The organism is Pseudomonas sp. SDI (assembly GCF_003105155.1).
In the GTDB taxonomy this organism is placed as follows: domain Bacteria; phylum Pseudomonadota; class Gammaproteobacteria; order Pseudomonadales; family Pseudomonadaceae; genus Aquipseudomonas.
This window is the reverse complement of the sequence record NZ_QETK01000018.1, coordinates 18,111-33,125: the sequence shown is the minus strand read 5'-3', so window position 1 is coordinate 33,125 and position 15,015 is coordinate 18,111. Positions and strand designations below refer to the sequence as shown.

21 protein-coding genes and 1 pseudogene are annotated in these 15,015 nt (G+C 62.0%); 9 read left to right on the top strand and 13 right to left on the bottom strand.

What is annotated here, in order from left to right:
- Window positions 1-3: 3 nt before the first annotated feature.
- From fdxH to fdhE, 3 genes are read left to right on the top strand one after another with little or no spacing between them, the layout of a single operon-like run.
- Window positions 4-897, top strand: a complete 894-nt coding sequence (gene fdxH / locus DCO48_RS13630) for a formate dehydrogenase subunit beta (protein WP_116551131.1) — start codon at window positions 4-6, stop codon at window positions 895-897.
- Window positions 894-1,541: a formate dehydrogenase subunit gamma gene (locus DCO48_RS13625; RefSeq protein ID WP_116551130.1), complete on the top strand. Its 648-nt coding sequence runs from the start codon at window positions 894-896 to the stop codon at window positions 1,539-1,541. The genes fdxH and DCO48_RS13625 overlap by 4 nt, the downstream gene beginning before the upstream one ends.
- Window positions 1,538-2,449 (top strand): formate dehydrogenase accessory protein FdhE, encoded by a 912-nt coding sequence (gene fdhE / locus DCO48_RS13620; protein ID WP_116551129.1) that lies wholly within the window; start codon window positions 1,538-1,540, stop codon window positions 2,447-2,449. Before DCO48_RS13625 ends, fdhE begins: the two co-directional genes overlap by 4 nt.
- Here the strand turns inward: fdhE and DCO48_RS13615 are convergent.
- Complete coding sequence (locus DCO48_RS13615; RefSeq protein ID WP_116551128.1) at window positions 2,424-2,897, bottom strand: GNAT family N-acetyltransferase; 474 nt, start codon at window positions 2,895-2,897, stop codon at window positions 2,424-2,426. The two genes, fdhE and DCO48_RS13615, sit on opposite strands and share 26 nt — an antisense overlap.
- Window positions 2,898-3,037: 140 nt before the next feature.
- Here DCO48_RS13615 and DCO48_RS13610 point away from each other — a divergent pair, with 140 nt between their 5' ends.
- Window positions 3,038-4,561, top strand: coding sequence for an FAD-dependent monooxygenase (locus DCO48_RS13610; RefSeq protein ID WP_116551127.1), 1,524 nt, complete (start codon window positions 3,038-3,040; stop codon window positions 4,559-4,561).
- A gap of 22 nt (window positions 4,562-4,583) precedes the next feature.
- On the opposite strand, the gene DCO48_RS13605 is transcribed toward DCO48_RS13610, so the two are convergent.
- Window positions 4,584-5,783 carry a sugar transporter gene (locus DCO48_RS13605; protein ID WP_116551126.1) on the bottom strand — a complete coding sequence of 400 codons (1,200 nt, stop codon included), beginning with the start codon at window positions 5,781-5,783 and terminating at the stop codon, window positions 4,584-4,586.
- 435 nt (window positions 5,784-6,218) lie between these two features.
- Between DCO48_RS13605 and DCO48_RS13600 the strand changes: the two genes are divergently transcribed.
- Both DCO48_RS13600 and DCO48_RS13595 read left to right on the top strand, forming a co-directional pair.
- The gene (locus DCO48_RS13600; protein WP_116551125.1) at window positions 6,219-6,908 is read left to right on the top strand and encodes an N-acetyltransferase; all 690 of its coding nucleotides are present in this window, start codon (window positions 6,219-6,221) and stop codon (window positions 6,906-6,908) included.
- An 83-nt stretch (window positions 6,909-6,991) separates the two neighbouring features.
- Window positions 6,992-7,303, top strand: a complete 312-nt coding sequence (locus DCO48_RS13595; RefSeq protein ID WP_116551124.1) for a hypothetical protein — start codon at window positions 6,992-6,994, stop codon at window positions 7,301-7,303.
- A gap of 43 nt (window positions 7,304-7,346) precedes the next feature.
- On the opposite strand, the pseudogene DCO48_RS13590 reads toward DCO48_RS13595, so the two are convergent.
- From DCO48_RS13590 to DCO48_RS13550, 9 genes and pseudogenes are all read right to left on the bottom strand, one after another.
- Window positions 7,347-7,517: pseudogene (locus DCO48_RS13590) on the bottom strand (LysR family transcriptional regulator); the annotation flags it as partial.
- A gap of 40 nt (window positions 7,518-7,557) precedes the next feature.
- Window positions 7,558-7,863, bottom strand: coding sequence for an NIPSNAP family protein (locus DCO48_RS13585; RefSeq protein ID WP_116551123.1), 306 nt, complete (start codon window positions 7,861-7,863; stop codon window positions 7,558-7,560).
- A gap of 240 nt (window positions 7,864-8,103) precedes the next feature.
- On the bottom strand, window positions 8,104-8,400 hold the full coding sequence (locus DCO48_RS13580) for a hypothetical protein (protein ID WP_116551122.1): 297 nt from the start codon (window positions 8,398-8,400) through the stop codon (window positions 8,104-8,106).
- Between the two features lie 110 nt (window positions 8,401-8,510).
- Window positions 8,511-8,813 carry a hypothetical protein gene (locus DCO48_RS13575; protein WP_116551121.1) on the bottom strand — a complete coding sequence of 101 codons (303 nt, stop codon included), beginning with the start codon at window positions 8,811-8,813 and terminating at the stop codon, window positions 8,511-8,513.
- Window positions 8,814-8,849: 36 nt separating this feature from the next.
- Window positions 8,850-9,215: a hypothetical protein gene (locus tag DCO48_RS13570; RefSeq protein WP_116551120.1), complete on the bottom strand. Its 366-nt coding sequence runs from the start codon at window positions 9,213-9,215 to the stop codon at window positions 8,850-8,852.
- A 45-nt stretch (window positions 9,216-9,260) separates the two neighbouring features.
- A complete protein-coding gene (locus tag DCO48_RS13565) occupies window positions 9,261-9,452 on the bottom strand; it encodes a hypothetical protein (protein WP_116551119.1) in 192 nt (63 codons plus the stop codon).
- 105 nt (window positions 9,453-9,557) lie between these two features.
- A complete protein-coding gene (locus DCO48_RS13560; protein ID WP_116551118.1) occupies window positions 9,558-10,169 on the bottom strand; it encodes a hypothetical protein in 612 nt (203 codons plus the stop codon).
- A 120-nt stretch (window positions 10,170-10,289) separates the two neighbouring features.
- A complete protein-coding gene (locus tag DCO48_RS13555) occupies window positions 10,290-10,523 on the bottom strand; it encodes a hypothetical protein (protein ID WP_116551117.1) in 234 nt (77 codons plus the stop codon).
- A gap of 98 nt (window positions 10,524-10,621) precedes the next feature.
- Window positions 10,622-10,873 carry a hypothetical protein gene (locus DCO48_RS13550; RefSeq protein WP_116551116.1) on the bottom strand — a complete coding sequence of 84 codons (252 nt, stop codon included), beginning with the start codon at window positions 10,871-10,873 and terminating at the stop codon, window positions 10,622-10,624.
- 310 nt (window positions 10,874-11,183) lie between these two features.
- On the opposite strand from DCO48_RS13550, the gene DCO48_RS13545 reads away from it, so the two are divergent.
- Window positions 11,184-11,405, top strand: a complete 222-nt coding sequence (locus DCO48_RS13545) for a hypothetical protein (RefSeq protein WP_116551115.1) — start codon at window positions 11,184-11,186, stop codon at window positions 11,403-11,405.
- Between the two features lie 30 nt (window positions 11,406-11,435).
- On the opposite strand, the gene DCO48_RS13540 is transcribed toward DCO48_RS13545, so the two are convergent.
- Window positions 11,436-12,389, bottom strand: coding sequence for a sensor domain-containing diguanylate cyclase (locus DCO48_RS13540; RefSeq protein WP_116551114.1), 954 nt, complete (start codon window positions 12,387-12,389; stop codon window positions 11,436-11,438).
- A 390-nt stretch (window positions 12,390-12,779) separates the two neighbouring features.
- On the bottom strand, window positions 12,780-13,271 hold the full coding sequence (locus DCO48_RS13535) for an anti-virulence regulator CigR family protein (protein WP_116551113.1): 492 nt from the start codon (window positions 13,269-13,271) through the stop codon (window positions 12,780-12,782).
- 221 nt (window positions 13,272-13,492) lie between these two features.
- Between DCO48_RS13535 and DCO48_RS13530 the strand changes: the two genes are divergently transcribed.
- Window positions 13,493-14,020, top strand: coding sequence for a sigma-70 family RNA polymerase sigma factor (locus DCO48_RS13530; RefSeq protein WP_116551112.1), 528 nt, complete (start codon window positions 13,493-13,495; stop codon window positions 14,018-14,020).
- Window positions 14,017-14,958: a FecR domain-containing protein gene (locus DCO48_RS13525; RefSeq protein ID WP_116551111.1), complete on the top strand. Its 942-nt coding sequence runs from the start codon at window positions 14,017-14,019 to the stop codon at window positions 14,956-14,958. Before DCO48_RS13530 ends, DCO48_RS13525 begins: the two co-directional genes overlap by 4 nt.
- The last annotated feature ends 57 nt before the right edge of the window (window positions 14,959-15,015 follow it).

Sequence of the window (15,015 nt, the reverse complement as noted above, 5' to 3'; positions counted from 1 at the left end):
ACCATGTCACTGCAATCCCAGGACATCATCAAGCGCTCGGCCACCAGCGCGCTGACCCCGCCGCCGCAGGCACGCAGCCACCAAGCCGAGGTCGCCAAGCTGATCGACGTGAGCATCTGCATCGGCTGCAAGGCCTGCCAGGTGGCCTGCAACGAATGGAACGACCTGCGCGACGAGGTGGGCCACAACGTCGGCGTGTACGACAACCCAGCCGACCTCAGCGCGGAAACCTGGACGCTGATGCGCTTCGACGAGGTCGAGGACGAAAGCGGCAAGCTCGAATGGCTGATCCGCAAGGATGGCTGCATGCACTGCGCCGACCCCGGCTGCCTGAAAGCCTGCCCGCAACCGGGGGCGATCATCCAGTACGCCAACGGCATCGTCGACTTCCAGTCCGAGCACTGCATCGGCTGCGGTTACTGCATTGCCGGCTGCCCGTTCGACGTGCCGCGAATCAGCGCCAAGGATAACAAGGCCTACAAGTGCACGCTGTGCGTCGACCGGGTTGCGGTCGGCCAGGAGCCGGCCTGCGTGAAGACCTGCCCGACCGGCGCGATCAACTTCGGCAGCAAGCAGGACATGCTGCACCAGGCCGGCGAACGGGTGGTCGAGCTACAGGGGCGCGGTTTTGCCGGGGCCGGCATCTACGACCCGGCCGGCGTTGGCGGCACCCATGTGGTGTATGTGCTGCAGCACGCCGACAAGCCGCAGCTGTACCACAAACTGCCCACCGACCCACGCATCAGCCGGGCCATCGAAGGCTGGAAAGGCTGGATGAAACCGGTGGCTGCGGTGGCGTTCTTCGCTACCCTGGCCGGGACCCTGTTCCACTATGTGGGTGTAGGCCCGAACGAAGTGGACGAAGACGCCAAGCATGAGGAGGACACCTCGGCATGAACACCGACAAACTGATCCTGCGCACCCGCTTCGTCGAACGTGCCTGCCACTGGTTCATGGTGATCTGCTTCTTCGCCGTGGCGCTGTCCGGGCTGTCGTGGTTTTTCCCGTCGCTGAACGGCTTGAACGCGGTGTTCGGCACGCCACAGCTGGCACGTATCCTCCACCCGTTCTTCGGTGTACTGGTGTTCCTGCTGCTGGCGTTCATGTTCACCCGCTTCGTCAAGTACAACCTGCTGGAGCCGCAGGACCGCCTGTGGTTCCGCAATATCCGCCAGGTGCTGGCCGGCAAGCATGAGCCGGCGTTGCAGGTGGGCAAGTACAACGCCGGGCAGAAACTGCTGTTCTGGGGGATCATGGCACTGATCAGCGTGCTGCTGGTCAGTGGCGTGCTGATCTGGCGGCCGTGGTTTGCGCATCTGTTCCCGATCCCAGTGATTCGCATCGGCCTGCTGGTGCACGCGTTGGCCGGCATCAGCCTGATCCTGCTGATCATCGGCCATGCCTACCTGGCGTTCTGGGTCAAGGGCTCGATTCGCGGCATGCTCACCGGCTACGTCAGCCGGCGCTGGGCGCGCACCCACCATGACCGCTGGTTCCGCCAGATCGATAGCAAGGCCGACGCCGGCAAGGGGGGCGAATGAACAGTATCCAGATGAACCCGGCCGACGCACGCTCGCCGGGAGTCGGCGAGATTCCTGCGGTATTGCTGCCCACGGCGGACCAGCGTTATGCGCGCCGGGCAGCGCGCCTGCGGCAACTGGCCGACGGTCACCCGATGGCCGACTACCTGCGCTTTGTCGCGCGGATTGCCGAGGTGCAGCAGCAACTTCTTGAGCAACTGCCGCTGCCAAGCGAGGCGATCGCCGGCTTGCCGGCGCGGCTTGGCCAGGGCCAGGCGCCGCTGGCCTGGGCGCAGCTCGCGCGCGACGCGTACTGGCAGCGACTGCTGCAGCACCTGATCACGGCATTGCACAGCGATGTGAACGCCGGCATCGCAGCCACCCTGGAGCGCCTGGCCGAGCTCGACCCGCAAGCGCTGGAGGTCAAGGCCGGGGCCTTGCTGGCCGGACAGTACGATCAGGTCGACAGCGGCCAGGCACTGTTCCTCTGGGCGGCCTTGACCCTGTACTTCAGCCAGTTGGCGACGCACCTGCCGGGCAGCGGCCAGGCCCTGGTCGGCGAGCATCGCCAGCACTGCCCGGTGTGCAACAGCGCGCCAGTGGCCAGCGTGATCCAGACCGGCGCGCTGGCCGGCCTGCGCTACCTGCATTGCGGCTTGTGCGAGAGCCGCTGGCACATGGTGCGGCTCAAGTGCAGCAACTGCGAGGCGACCGGGCAGCTCGACTACTGGTCGCCGGAACATCAGCAGAGCCCGTTGAAGGCGGAAAGCTGCAACGATTGCGAGGGTTACCTGAAGGTGTTCTACCCCGAGCATGACCGCGAGCTGGAAGTGCTGGCGGACGACCTGGCGAGCCTGGCGCTGGATGCCGAGGTGGAACGCCTGGGCTTTGCCCGTACAGGGGTCAGCCCGTTTCTGTTCCCGGGGTGAGCTCGCGCAGCATCAAGCTGTGGCGCTTGCCCCAGGCATCGAACTGCTGCAACGGCTGCCAGCCGCGCCTGGCGTAGTAGGCGGCCTTCTCTGCGGTGTGCAGGTACAGGCGTTGATGACCACGGGCCCGGGCTTCGTCGCAGACCGCTGCGACCAGGGTTTCGGCAAGGCCCTGGCCGCGCGCAACGGGGTCGACGAACACGCAGGCCAGCCAGGGGCCAAGATCCGGCCGCGACGGCAGGTCGTCGGCAGCCAGGGAAGCGCTGCCCAGCAGGCGTTCGCCGTCGACGGCGATCAAGCTGCTGAGGCTGCCATCGCGCTGGCCCTGGGCGAATTCGGCTTGCCACTCGGCCAGGGACTGCTCGGCGTATTCGTAGCTGAACTGGCGGTAGAGCCATTCGGCGAGGGTGTCACTGTGCTGCGGGTGATTGCTGAGCCAGTCGATCATGGGCGCGTCCGCTGCCTGGGCTGGTAAGGGCTTGCAGTGTAGCGCTTCGCTGACGGAACTGGCTCGTCCCGCGATGAGGCCCTAACCGCCGACAACCCTCTACACTTGAAACACCGCCATGATGCCCTGGGAGCATCGCCATGAACCCCACCGAGGTTCTGATCGTCGGCGCCGGCCCCACCGGGCTGGTGCTCGCCCTGTGGTTGAACAGGCTCGGCGTTGCCGTGCGCATCGTCGACACGAGCGCCGCCCCTGGCACCACCTCGCGCGCGCTCGCCGTGCAGGCCCGGACCCTGGAACTCTACCGCCAGCTCGACCTCAGCGACGCCGTGCTCGCTGCCGGCCACCAGGTACCGGCCGCCAACCTCTGGGTCAAAGGCGCCCAGGCTGCGCACATTCCCCTCGACGCCAGCGGCGGCGCCCTCACCCCCTACGCGTTTCTCGAAATCTACCCGCAAGACCAGCACGAACAATTGCTGGTAGAACGCCTGCACGCCGTCGGCATCGAGGTTGAGCGGCACACCGAACTGCTCGACTTCAGCCAAGACGCACACGGCATCCAGGCGCGCCTGCGCCGGCCCGACGGCAGCGAGAGCCACTGCACGGCGCGCTACCTCGCCGGCTGCGACGGCGCCCGCTCCCGCGTGCGTAAAGGCCTGGGCATCAGCTTCCCCGGCGGTACCTACCAGCAGGTGTTCTACGTGGCCGATGTCGAGGCCACAGGCCCGGCGCTCAACGGCGAACTGCACGTGGACATCGACGAAGCGGACTTTCTCGCGGTGTTCCCGCTGGCCGGCAACGGCCGTGCACGGCTGATCGGCACGGTCCGCGGCGAACGCGCCGAACACCCGGAAAACCTGCGTTTCGAAGATGTCAGCCAACTGGCCATGACACAGCTGCAGGTCGAGGTGAAACAGGTCAACTGGTTCTCCACCTACCGCGTGCACCACCGCGTTGCCCAGCAGTTCCGCCGCCACCGCGCGTTCCTCCTCGGCGACGCCGCCCACGTGCACAGCCCGGCCGGCGGCCAGGGCATGAACACCGGCATCGGCGACGCCATCAACCTGGCCTGGAAACTCGCTAGCGTGCTCAACGGCAAGGCCAGCGTCGACTTGCTCGACAGCTACGAGATCGAGCGCATGGCCTTCGCCGAGCGGCTGGTGGCGAGCACCGACCAGGTGTTCAACTTCATCACCGCCGATGGACGCCTGGCGCGACTGCTGCGCACCCGCCTGGCGCCAGTGTTGTTGCCACGGGTCGCGGCGCTGGCCAAGGCACGCGAGTTTCTGTTTCGCACGGTGTCGCAGATTGGCTTGAACTACCGGCTGATGCCGCTGAGCTTCGGCGATGCCGGCGCGGTCCACGGTGGCGACCGACTGCCCTGGGTGGTCAGCGCCGGCCAGGACAATTTCACCGCGCTGAAACGGCTCGGCTGGCAGGTGCATGTGTATGGCGTGGCGAGCCCGGCGCTGGTCGACTGGTGCGCCGCGCAGGCCCTGGCGCTGGAAGTGTTCCCCTGGTCGCCGGCCTGCGAAGCGGCCGGGCTCAGCCGCAATGCCCTGTACCTGCTGCGCCCGGATACTTACGTGGCTCTGGCACACAGCAGCGCCGATGTTGGCGCCCTGCAGCGCTACTTCGGCAGCCGAGCGCTACAGCCCTGGTGACGGCGCGAGCAGCAGTGCTCCGCTAGGCACTGACCGGCACTGCCCGCGAGAACCGGTAGGTGGTGAAGGCGCACAGCAACAGCCCGACCACCGCCACTGCACCGCCGACAGTGCCGATGCTCTGCAAGCCGACATGGGTGCTGACCAGGCTGCCGAGCAGCGCCCCAGCGCCGATACCGACGTTGTACAGCCCGGAAAACATCGCCATGGCAACGTCGGTGGCATCCTTGGCCAGCACCAGCACCTTGGACTGCAACGCCAGGCTGAAGCACATGATCGCCATGCCCCAGAACACGCTCAACGCGCACAACCACCGTGGATCGACCGTCATCGGCAAGAGCAGCAACAGGCAACCTGCCAATAGGCCGATGGAGAACAGCGGGAAGCCACGCGGGAAGCGCTCGCTGTAACGGCTGAAAAGGATCGAGCCGAACACCCCGGCGCCGCCGAACAGCAGTAACAGCAAGGTGATGGTATCGCCGCCAAGGTTGGCGACATGCTGGCTGAACGGTTCGATATAGCTGTAGGCGGTGAACTGCGCGGTAATGCCGAGCACGATCAGCGCATACACGGCCATCAGTGCCGGGCGCTTGAGCAGCACCGGCAGGCTACGCAGTGAACCGGAGTTCTGACTTGGCAGGCGCGGCAGTGAGCGGATCAGCCAGAGCAGGGTCAGCACCGACACCCCGGCAATCCCAAGGAAGGTGGTGCGCCAGCCCAGCGCCTCGCCAACCACCCGGCCCAGCGGAATACCGAGCACCATCGCCAGCGTGGTGCCGGTGGCCAGCAAGCCGAGTGCCTTGGCCTGCTGGCCCGCCGGCGCGACACGCACCGCCAGCGAGGCTGTAATCGCCCAGAACACCGCGTGCGCCAGGGCAATGCCGATACGGCTGAACAGCAGCATGCCGAAGCTGTTGGCCAGGCCCGAGATCACGTGGCTGACGATGAACAGCGCGAACAGGTAGGTGAGCAACTGGCGCCGTTCGATGTTGCGGGTCAGCAACATCATCGGCAGCGACATCAACGACACCACCCAGGCATACAGGGTGAGCATCAGCCCGACCTGCGCGGTGGGCATTTCGAAGCTGTGGCCGATGTCGCTGAGCAGTGCCACCGGAACGAACTCGGTGGTATTGAAAATGAACGCGGCCAGGGCCAGGGCAAACACGCTGAGCCAGCTGCCGGGACGTTCTTCGAGGGGGCGTGCGATAGTGGCAGACATAGGCGTCGATCAACTCTCCTGGGGGCTTAGGCAAAATGCGCACAGCCGGAATCACCTCTTGGCCCGGGAGCCCGAGTTCCACATGAGCTGTGGGAGTCGGTAGTTTGGCAGGTGCGGGGGCAAGTCTACGTCAGCGCTTGGCTACCGGCAAACCGCCGCGCGCGGGTCGCCTGCCGCCTTCAGCCCCGCCAGAGGCCCCAGCGAAGCGGGTGCCTGATTAAAGACGTCAAAATTTCGGCAAACGCCGCTCATCTGCCAAGCGGACCCGACTCTCGGCCAAGAGGCCCGTACCAGAGCGACCCGCTACTTTTACACATATTTTGAAACAACCACAGCGATGGCTTTTTGACACACCACCAAAACGCTGCGCTATACCATGAAAAAAGTTTCATCCACCCACGACGCCCCACACGCCTGACCGGGCAGGAGGCAATAATGCGTGCTCTGCGGAAACTCAGCCAGCGGATAAAACAAAAGGGTCTGCGCCGCACTTTCAAAACCTTCTGGGAACGCTATGTGTTCTACCACTGGGAGTTGCTGTGGATGGAACGCGACCTGGTCAGCCCGGTGCCGCCCTACACCCTCAAGGCACATGCCCCGGTGAGCCTGGTGGACATCACCACGGCGAACGCCGAGGCCTTTACCCATCACTTCGGCGACCGGGTTGAAACCATGCGCCAGCTGGCCGCCGAGGGCCATACCGGGCACATGTACCTGGACGCCGCCGGCAACGCCGTGGCGTTCATCTGGGCCAGTACCCGCGATTACCACGATCGCCATTACTACGGCTGTACCTTCCCGGTGAAACCAGGCGAGTTCTTCGAGTTTGGCGGCGAGATGATTCCAGCGTTCTTTGGCAGCAGCCTGTCGGTAGAGGCCCAGGTCAAGCTCTGGGACGCCATGCGCGCGCAGGGCTGCGACAAGGTAGTGGACGTGGTTGAGACGCACAATGTGCCAGCGCTGAAACTGCATGTGCGCATGGGCTATCACGAGCAGGGCCGGGTCGCGCATGTGTATTGCCTGTTCGGGCGCTGGAAGTTCTTCCGCGAAAGTCACTACGAGGGCTCACGGCTGGCGCCGCTGTACAAGGCTCGCAGTGTGGTGGCCGCGGCGGCGCCGGCCTGAAAGTCGGCGATGAACGCAACAGGCCCCGCTCGCCTGGCACGCCTATACTGAGCTGTTGCCAGAGCGAAACGGGGATTCCCGCCATGCGCCACCTGATGCTCGCCACCCTGCTCCTGTCGGGCTGCCTGCTGATCACCAGTGCCCTCGCAGCGCAGCCCTCCATCGGCCTCGACGGCTACAGCGCGGCCCCGCCGCGCCCTTACATCGTTCGCGCACCACAACCCTTCGAAGTCGTCACCAGCCGCCATGTGTTCCACGACTCGCGCCTGCCACGCGTGGCCGACACCCAGCCCAGCGTGATCATCCGCCGCTACGACGCCGACCTCGGGGTGTACACCGACGCCGTGGTCCGCGACCGTGAGCCACGGCCACCGACCCGTTCGGCGGCACGCTGAGCGCACTGCTGGTGTCGGCGCTGGGCGGGGCGAACCAGAACGGCGCACTGAGGCGCAGGGCCGCCTCGTAGTACGCCTGGCCGAGCGGCGTAACGTCGAGGCGGCGGGTGGCGCGATTCAACAGGCGCACTTCGAGTTGCATCAGCCGGCGGCTGACGAACTGCTTGGACAGGCCACGCTTGTCGGCGGCAGCGGTGAAGCTGCCAGACTCCATGACCTAGGCGAATACGCGCATGTCTTCGAACGGGTTCATTTCAGCCCAGTACCGGGCGGAAGAAACTGCGCTCGTAGCTGAGGATGCAACGGGTTTCTTCGGCGTATTTGAAGGCGGCGATGCAGTCCGGGTCTTTCATCGACAGTTCGCGGTAGCGTTCGTACTCGGCAAAGCTGGGGAAACTGAACATGGCCAGGGCAATATTGTTAGCGCCTTCGGAGGGCAGGAAATAGCCGTGGTGCTGCCCGCCGAATTTTTCCACGAGGGGAATCCACAGGCGGCCATAGGCCTCGAATTCGGCGAGTTTGTAGGGATCGAGGGTGTAGCGCAGGTAGCAGGTGATCATGGTGCGGCTCTTGTTATTGATTGGGAGGGAATTGATAGCACACTTGCTGCGCAAATAATCCCTGAAGGTGTACACCCGTCCCTCGCGCTAGCGCTAGCAAAGCGCATAGCTCCAGCCCGACTCGGGCATCCGCGTCGGTTACCGATCAGAGACGCCGGCTGCCGGTCATTGGCTAGCGGCATGTCCCTGGCATCCGGGTAATGCTCAGGCCCGTGGGGCCTTGTGCACAGTACCGGCAACTCAATCCTCTTCGCTCAGTTCGCAGACACCATTGGCGCCGCCCTTGCCGGTGTAGGACACACTCGGCGTGCCATCCGGGTTGATCGAAAGCGAAACGGTCACGCCACTGCCTTTGGCTTCGAAGTAGTTGTCGTTGAATTTCTTCAGCGTCGCTTCTTTGCCATTGATGTAGATCGGTCCGCCCTCGTCGGCATGCACGTCGATGTTATTCGGGCAGGTGGCGTTAACCAGTGGAATGCCCGCCTGGGCAACCCCGGCCAGCAACATGAGCGCAACAGCGCAAAGCATCTTTTTCATCGGCGACCTCCAAGGTGAACACTGTGCAGCGCCCGCAAAGTACTTGAACGAGCGAAACAGGGGATTGGCATGCTTGGCAAATTCCATGAACGCTCGGGGTTATTGGGCGCTTACTTGCTATCGAGATAATCGTGCCCGGCCCAGGTAGGTGAGAAGTAATCGCTGGCGAACAGATCGTCCTCGTCATCCTCTTCATTTTCGATTTCGGCTTCAGTGATGTTCAAGAAGCCTGCGTCGATCAGCAGATACAGATGATAGTCGACGGTTGCCGCCGTATCGCCGAGGTCTGCCACGTTATACAGCGCGCGCTCAACCAGCGGGTACAGGTCGGCACGATAAACCCCGGAGCCATCGTGGTCATGGGTAACGATCAGCTCGAGGATTTTTTTGGCGATGGCCAGATTTCTTTGCATGGTTATGCCTGTTTGTTGTGAGAGAAGGACTGGCGGCTAATCGACGAGCTCTACGTAGTGGGACTCGCCACCGCCCGTTGCGCCGGACAACCATCCCCAGACAAAGCTCAATGTGGTACGGCCCACGTCATCGACAGCCACGGTGCCGCGCGACCAGCCGCTGAGCAGATCGCCTTCGCGGGTGACGCAGTGGAACAGCAGCTCGATGCTGTCGGGGCCGGTGATGCGGCCTACCTGCTGGCCAAGGCTGATGCGGCCACCCTGATAGGTGCTGGAGATAGCATGTTGCTCAACGCGGTAATGGAAAATAGTCTCGGCGTTGGATAAGCCCTGGGTATTGCTGGCCACTGCAAATCGGCGGTTATGAAGGCGCTTGCTAAGTAGCGAGTTCTGAATAGTCATGTATTTTTTGCCCCGGTCGTCAAGGTGTCTGCTTCCAGTAGCAACTCAACATTGCCGGCGACGGTTCCAGAGCCCCATGGCCAGCAGCACAGTGCCTGGTATCAGCAGGCCGGCTGCAACATAACTGAACGCCGTCTGCCCGGATGCACCCACGGCAGCGAAAGCGCAGCCCATGGCGAGCAGTGGCACACCTGTCATGGCAAAAGGTTGTTTGGGGGCCTTGGCGCGCTTGAGCATTTCGATCCTCCGGTTGATCGGGCGCTTGTGTATTGCGCTGTGCTACCTGCGGTGAGTTCAGAAAAAGCCCGGTTTCTGGGCCGGGCTTCTCATGTGGATGGCGACTTACTTGACCAGCCCGTTATAAATCTCGGTGGACGCGCCATCTTTCTTGACGATGAGTTTGTTGCCATCAGCCAGCGAATCCACTGTTTCGGAACAGCCGTCAACCGAGGTCTTGCCGTCGATGGATTCGGACTGGGTATCGAAGCTCACGGCGTAGGTGGTGGCCGGACAGGCGTTACCGCCCTCGCCTGTCGAGATGACGAGCACGTATTTGTTCGGGCCAAACGCGTAGGCCTTTTCAACGCCCACGTAGGTGGCGTACTCCGGCTCGTCGATCACCTGCTCCATGATATTCATGACGCCAGCACGGGACTGGTAGTTGATTTCAGTGCCGTTGATGGTGAAAGGACCCACCTCGTCACCCGAGATCAGCACGGCCTGATAGGCGATGGTAGGTGCTGCCGGGGCCAGACTCACGGCAGGGGCTGGCTTGGCGGCGAGACTTGCCTGGGCGTTCGGGCTGATGCACTGGCCGCTTTCACAAATGCGGTCGCCTTTGCAGTCGGTGTCTTTTGCGCACTGGGCAGGGGCCACTTGGCTGGTGTTTTCGGCGGGTTTATCACAGGCGGAGAGCGCCAGGGCGAGAAGCGAAACGGCAAAAATACGCTTCATGAGCGAATTCCTTTTCGTGGGTGATGGCGCGGTAGTATCGCGGATTGCGCCAGTGATGTCTTCCAACGCGTCTATCAGACTGCGCCGAAGTGCTGATACCCACCTGGCAGACCGATGCACTTAGCGCTGAGGATCATTCACAATGACCCTCACGCCCGTAGACACAACCTCGTACTCGGTCTCAGAAATCCTTTTTACCTCGCCACCGAATTGCATTTCGTAATGCTTCAAACCTTCATGTCGAACCATGCCGTGCGATGAGCGCTCAACCGTCTCGTCCTGATAAATGTTAATCACGTAAAGCACGTTATCCGTGCCGACACCATTGATCTTTCCAACATATTTATCTGCCATGTCCGTACTCCTTGCATGAAGGCGCAACGTCGCGGGCGGCGACCGCTCAATCCACTGCCTTGAGCTGATCAAGTCACCGAACAATTGATCTACCTGCTTTACTCAGCGCTTTTTCGGATATTGGCGAAGCGCAATTGCAGCTTGCTCATTCTCTCCGCCACTTTTGCGTCCGCCCTCGCGACTCTTTTTGCCGACGCTTCCTGCATTCTTTTCAACTCCGCTGCGTAATTCATCGGCTGCGTTTTACAGCTGGCGCAGGGCACGCTGATAACCCCATCGGCTGACGGGGCTTCCGCGAACGCGTTACCACACGTCGGACAGTTTTCTTTTGCCTTCGTTGTTGTGTCCATGGCAGGTCCTTGCTTGAGTTAGGAAGTCCCTAGGCGCTGTACGAAAAGCCTTGATACTCTCGGTGACGCCGCGTTGAAAACCGCCTCGGCATGCTTATTTACAACCCATAAACTCCGTGTTCTTGGCTGTTTTCGCCTCGCCTGAGCTTCGTCTCAAAACTTTTCATACGGAACCTAGCTTAGCGGGGAATACCACCTTCGACACTGTGCCACCTTCCGGCGCAGCGCCACTACAACATTGATGCCCAAGCCCGCCGCGGCGGGCTTTTTCATGCCTGCTATCCTGACGTGACGTTTGGAGGATCGAGCGATGGTCACTGACAAACTAACACTCGACTTGCTCTCGCGATTGGCTAACGCACAGCTGGCGCTGGCCACCTCCATGAAGGGCGTCGTCGCTTCAAATCGGGACTATCCCCAGACGTCACTTCAAGGCATCGCAGACGCATTGGATGTGATTGAGAGCTTACTCTTGGATATCGGAACGCTCAGTGACGAAAGCGGCTTAGCACTTGACCCTAAGCTGCACTAACGCTACCGAATGCGCCCGAGAAGGCCGGGGTCAGGCTGACCGCGAATCGGGCCTCGCAAGATCCGCCATTTTTTTCTGGCGTTTCTGCTCGTACATCTCGTTGTCGGCAATGGTCAATGCGGCTGCAATGCGCGTGGTCCTGGTTGTGACGGCAAGGCCATACGATGCCTTGATACCTTCGGCATCCAGCGCCGCCTCTAGTCGGCTGCAAAGCGCCTGGCCAGCGGCCAAGTCACAACCAACGCCGATAATTCCAAACTCATCGCCGCCCAACCTGGCAACCACATCCTCCGTTCTGGACGCCCGTTGTAATGCCGACGCAGCGCGCTTAATCAAATCGTCACCCGCTGCGTGACCATGAAGATCATTGACCGCTTTCAAGCCATCAAGATCAACGACTATCACAACAGATGATTGCCGATAACGCTGATAACGCGCCTCTTCGTTAGCAAGCAGTTGCACCCAGCCGCCCCGATTGTATAGCCCGGTCAGGGCGTCAGTAAGGGCTTGCGCCTGAAACCGCTCTGCCCGTCTCTCCTCCTCGTCGACCCTAAGCTCCATCTGCAAAATGGTGCTGAGCAGCTCGCCCAGCAATTCAATCAGCCCCTGGTACTCGGATATGTCATCCGGCTTGGCTGAGGGATCGATCCCGCATAAGGTCCCGAACAAACGCCCATCCGACACTCTAAGGGGTACGCCGATGTAGGCGCCGATCGAAATTTTTTGACCGATCTTGGCAGCAGCATAAGCCGGTACCTGATTTGCGTCCGCGGCTATGTTCGGCCCTAGCCCTTTGACCATTTCGCTGCAGAAGGAGTCGTCCCAATTGAAAACATCGCCGGCAACAACGCCATAACCTCGGTCGTCGCTATGCAAAACAGTCCAGTCATTACCATCTGTACGAGTGACCATACATAACTGGAAGCCGAGCTTTTGACGTAGAAAGGTGAGCGCGCTGATAGACGCGACTTTAAAATTATCCATGACAGACCTCAGGGGACGCACGAAGCAGTATGTAGCGAGATTAGGAGTCTCCTCACGAGGGCGGATTATAGGGCCAATCCCTCGTTCCAGAGGGGCTTTTTTGCCCTCGGGAAAGTTCACCAGCGAACGGGGCGACGATGGGTATACCGATCAGGCCCCCGATTAAAATGTTGCCCCAGCAACACCCTCTCACGCTGGCTCGGAGAACGTGCACATCGTCAGCGAAACCATCGCGATGAAAGGTCACGGTATAGGTCTCTTGCTTGAAGTGCGCTCTAGCAAAAACTCCGCCCTCCCCGCTATTCACTGCCACGCCATGGCGGCCAGGAAAGTGTCGCGCTCGAAAAAATCAAGCGGGTAATCGCGAAGCTCAGCCAGGCGCACACGGGGTCAGTCGAAGGCCCCGTTCAACACCTCATAAATGATGCCGGTTGCAACAGCCACGAGGATTAGATCTGCGCCGGCCTGCATCCACTCATAACCGTCGTAATGCGGTAGCTGGCCAAGCAGGCGACCGTCCAATTGCCTGGCGATACCTGGGGGAAGCGGCTTGCCACGGGCCAGGTTCTTCTGGATGCCAGGTGGCAGCGCTGGGCCTGGGCTCCAGTAGTTGCGATGTCCGCCCAAGATTCCGAGCACATCGCCACGGTCAATGGAGGGGGCGCCGTGCCTGCCAGCAGGGCCGGAGCCGTTCTTGCCTCCGCCCGAATTGCCAGGCCCTTGTGAGTGAGGAGGCTGGCCTTTGCCGTGCCCCTGTCCTTTGCCATTGCCATTGCCATTGCCATTGCCATTGCCATTGCCAGGATCAGCAAATGAAATGCAGGGTGTCAGTACCAGCGTGATCGAAGCAAACACTGCAATCAGAACTCGGGGCTTGGCCATGGCTGCTTCCTTTTGCGAAAGGGCTCTCTGCAATGTAGACGATACAAAAGACATAAGTTCGCCAGCGCTATCTCACCGTTGTTTCTGGCTTACCCAACGAGAAACATCGCCAAGGGATAGTCGTTCTTAGCCGCGTTTAATCGAACCGCATTGCAAACCTGCCTCGCCCGCCTATAATTGCGATCAATTCTTATCCGCGTCTTGCAAGCAGGAAAATCCAGGTGTCCTACCCTCTGCCGCCCGCATCATCCCCCCAAGATGAGATGCACGCGCTGTATCGCGACCACAGCCAGTGGCTGAGGGGCTGGATTCGCCGACGCCTGGGTGATGCAGACCGGGCAGCCGATATCACCCAGGACACCTTCCTTCGCCTGATTAGCAGCGCCCTGCGCCAGCCATTGACCGAGCCCCGAAGCTTCCTGGCTACAGTGGCGCGGCGGGTGATGATCGACCAGTTGCGGCGACGTAACCTGGAGCAAGCGTACCTGGCGTTCCTGGCCAGCCAGCCGCTCCTCGAGGAGTGCTCACCGGAGCAACGCCTGCTGATGCTGGAGACCCTGATGCAACTGAACACCATGCTCGACGGGTTGGGCCAGAACGTTCGCGACACATTCATCTACGTTCAACTCGATGGCTTGACCTACCCGGAAATTGCGCAGCGCCTCGGTGTGTCGGTCAGCTCGGTGACGAAGTACATGGCCAAGGCTACAGAGCGTTGCCTGCTGTTCGCCTTCGACGCGCAGCTGTGAACCCTTCGGAGCAACGCCAGGCCCTGCGCGCGGCGGCGCAGTGGCATGCACGGTTACACGCGGCCCCCAACTGCGCAGAACGACGCGCCCAATGGCAAACCTGGCGAGAGCAGTCCCCACTGCACGACTGGGCCTGGGGGCGCCTGGAGCAACTGCAGGCCGGCCTCGTCGGCGTACCCGGCCCGCTGGCACGGCACACACTCGCCGCAGGACAGATCGAACCGGGACGGCGTACGGTGCTCAAGGGGCTGGTACTCGGCCTCGGGGCTACAGGCGTCGCCTGGACCGGATACCGCAACGCCCCCACCTGGCTGGCAGATCAGCGCACCGCGACGGGCGAGCGCCGCAGCCTGACCCTGAGTGACGGCACGCGATTGACGCTCAATACGGCTTCTGCCGTGGGTATCCGCTACAGCGCAGGCCTGCGCCTGATCGTGCTGATCGAGGGTGAGATCGCCGTGCATACCGCCAGCGACCCACGCCCCCTCCATGTGCGCACCCTGCATGGCGATATGCGCGCCCTGGGTACCCGGTTCAACGTGCGACTGCATGCCGATTGCACCGAACTGATCGTCATGGAACATGCCGTCGAGGTCCACCATGCCGCAAGCGACCGCACGGTGCGGGTAAACGCCGGTATGGGCCTCGCCTTCGACAACGGCAGCCTGCCTGAACCACGCCTGGCCAACCTCGCCCGCACCGAGTGGCGCCAAGGGCAGTTGGTACTCGACGGCTGGCCGCTGCGCCGAGCCCTGGCTGAACTCCAGCGTTACCGCAGCGGCGGGCTAAGCTGCAGCGACGAGGTGGCCGGGTTGCATCTGGCCGGCGTGTATCCATTGGACGATACCGACCGCGCCCTGGTCGCGATCGCCGAGGCGCTAAAGCTGAAGATCAACACCTACACACGCTTCTGGATCAGGCTCACCCCGATGAGCTGAAGGCCCAGGTGAAAAAAGTTCGCAATCGCATTGTCGGATTGACCGCTCTCGTACGAG

Bases quoted from the DNA above. Each gene is read 5' to 3' on its own strand.
- fdxH (WP_116551131.1), top strand. From the start codon at position 4: ATGTCACTGCAATCCCAGGACATCATCAAGCGCTCGGCCACCAGCGCG.
- DCO48_RS13625 (WP_116551130.1), top strand. From the start codon at position 894: ATGAACACCGACAAACTGATCCTGCGCACCCGCTTCGTCGAACGTGCC.
- fdhE (WP_116551129.1), top strand. From the start codon at position 1,538: ATGAACAGTATCCAGATGAACCCGGCCGACGCACGCTCGCCGGGAGTC.
- DCO48_RS13615 (WP_116551128.1), bottom strand. From the start codon at position 2,897: ATGATCGACTGGCTCAGCAATCACCCGCAGCACAGTGACACCCTCGCC.
- DCO48_RS13610 (WP_116551127.1), top strand. From the start codon at position 3,038: ATGAACCCCACCGAGGTTCTGATCGTCGGCGCCGGCCCCACCGGGCTG.
- DCO48_RS13605 (WP_116551126.1), bottom strand. From the start codon at position 5,783: ATGTCTGCCACTATCGCACGCCCCCTCGAAGAACGTCCCGGCAGCTGG.
- DCO48_RS13600 (WP_116551125.1), top strand. From the start codon at position 6,219: ATGCGTGCTCTGCGGAAACTCAGCCAGCGGATAAAACAAAAGGGTCTG.
- DCO48_RS13595 (WP_116551124.1), top strand. From the start codon at position 6,992: ATGCGCCACCTGATGCTCGCCACCCTGCTCCTGTCGGGCTGCCTGCTG.
- DCO48_RS13585 (WP_116551123.1), bottom strand. From the start codon at position 7,863: ATGATCACCTGCTACCTGCGCTACACCCTCGATCCCTACAAACTCGCC.
- DCO48_RS13580 (WP_116551122.1), bottom strand. From the start codon at position 8,400: ATGAAAAAGATGCTTTGCGCTGTTGCGCTCATGTTGCTGGCCGGGGTT.
- DCO48_RS13575 (WP_116551121.1), bottom strand. From the start codon at position 8,813: ATGCAAAGAAATCTGGCCATCGCCAAAAAAATCCTCGAGCTGATCGTT.
- DCO48_RS13570 (WP_116551120.1), bottom strand. From the start codon at position 9,215: ATGACTATTCAGAACTCGCTACTTAGCAAGCGCCTTCATAACCGCCGA.
- DCO48_RS13565 (WP_116551119.1), bottom strand. From the start codon at position 9,452: ATGCTCAAGCGCGCCAAGGCCCCCAAACAACCTTTTGCCATGACAGGT.
- DCO48_RS13560 (WP_116551118.1), bottom strand. From the start codon at position 10,169: ATGAAGCGTATTTTTGCCGTTTCGCTTCTCGCCCTGGCGCTCTCCGCC.
- DCO48_RS13555 (WP_116551117.1), bottom strand. From the start codon at position 10,523: ATGGCAGATAAATATGTTGGAAAGATCAATGGTGTCGGCACGGATAAC.
- DCO48_RS13550 (WP_116551116.1), bottom strand. From the start codon at position 10,873: ATGGACACAACAACGAAGGCAAAAGAAAACTGTCCGACGTGTGGTAAC.
- DCO48_RS13545 (WP_116551115.1), top strand. From the start codon at position 11,184: ATGGTCACTGACAAACTAACACTCGACTTGCTCTCGCGATTGGCTAAC.
- DCO48_RS13540 (WP_116551114.1), bottom strand. From the start codon at position 12,389: ATGGATAATTTTAAAGTCGCGTCTATCAGCGCGCTCACCTTTCTACGT.
- DCO48_RS13535 (WP_116551113.1), bottom strand. From the start codon at position 13,271: ATGGCCAAGCCCCGAGTTCTGATTGCAGTGTTTGCTTCGATCACGCTG.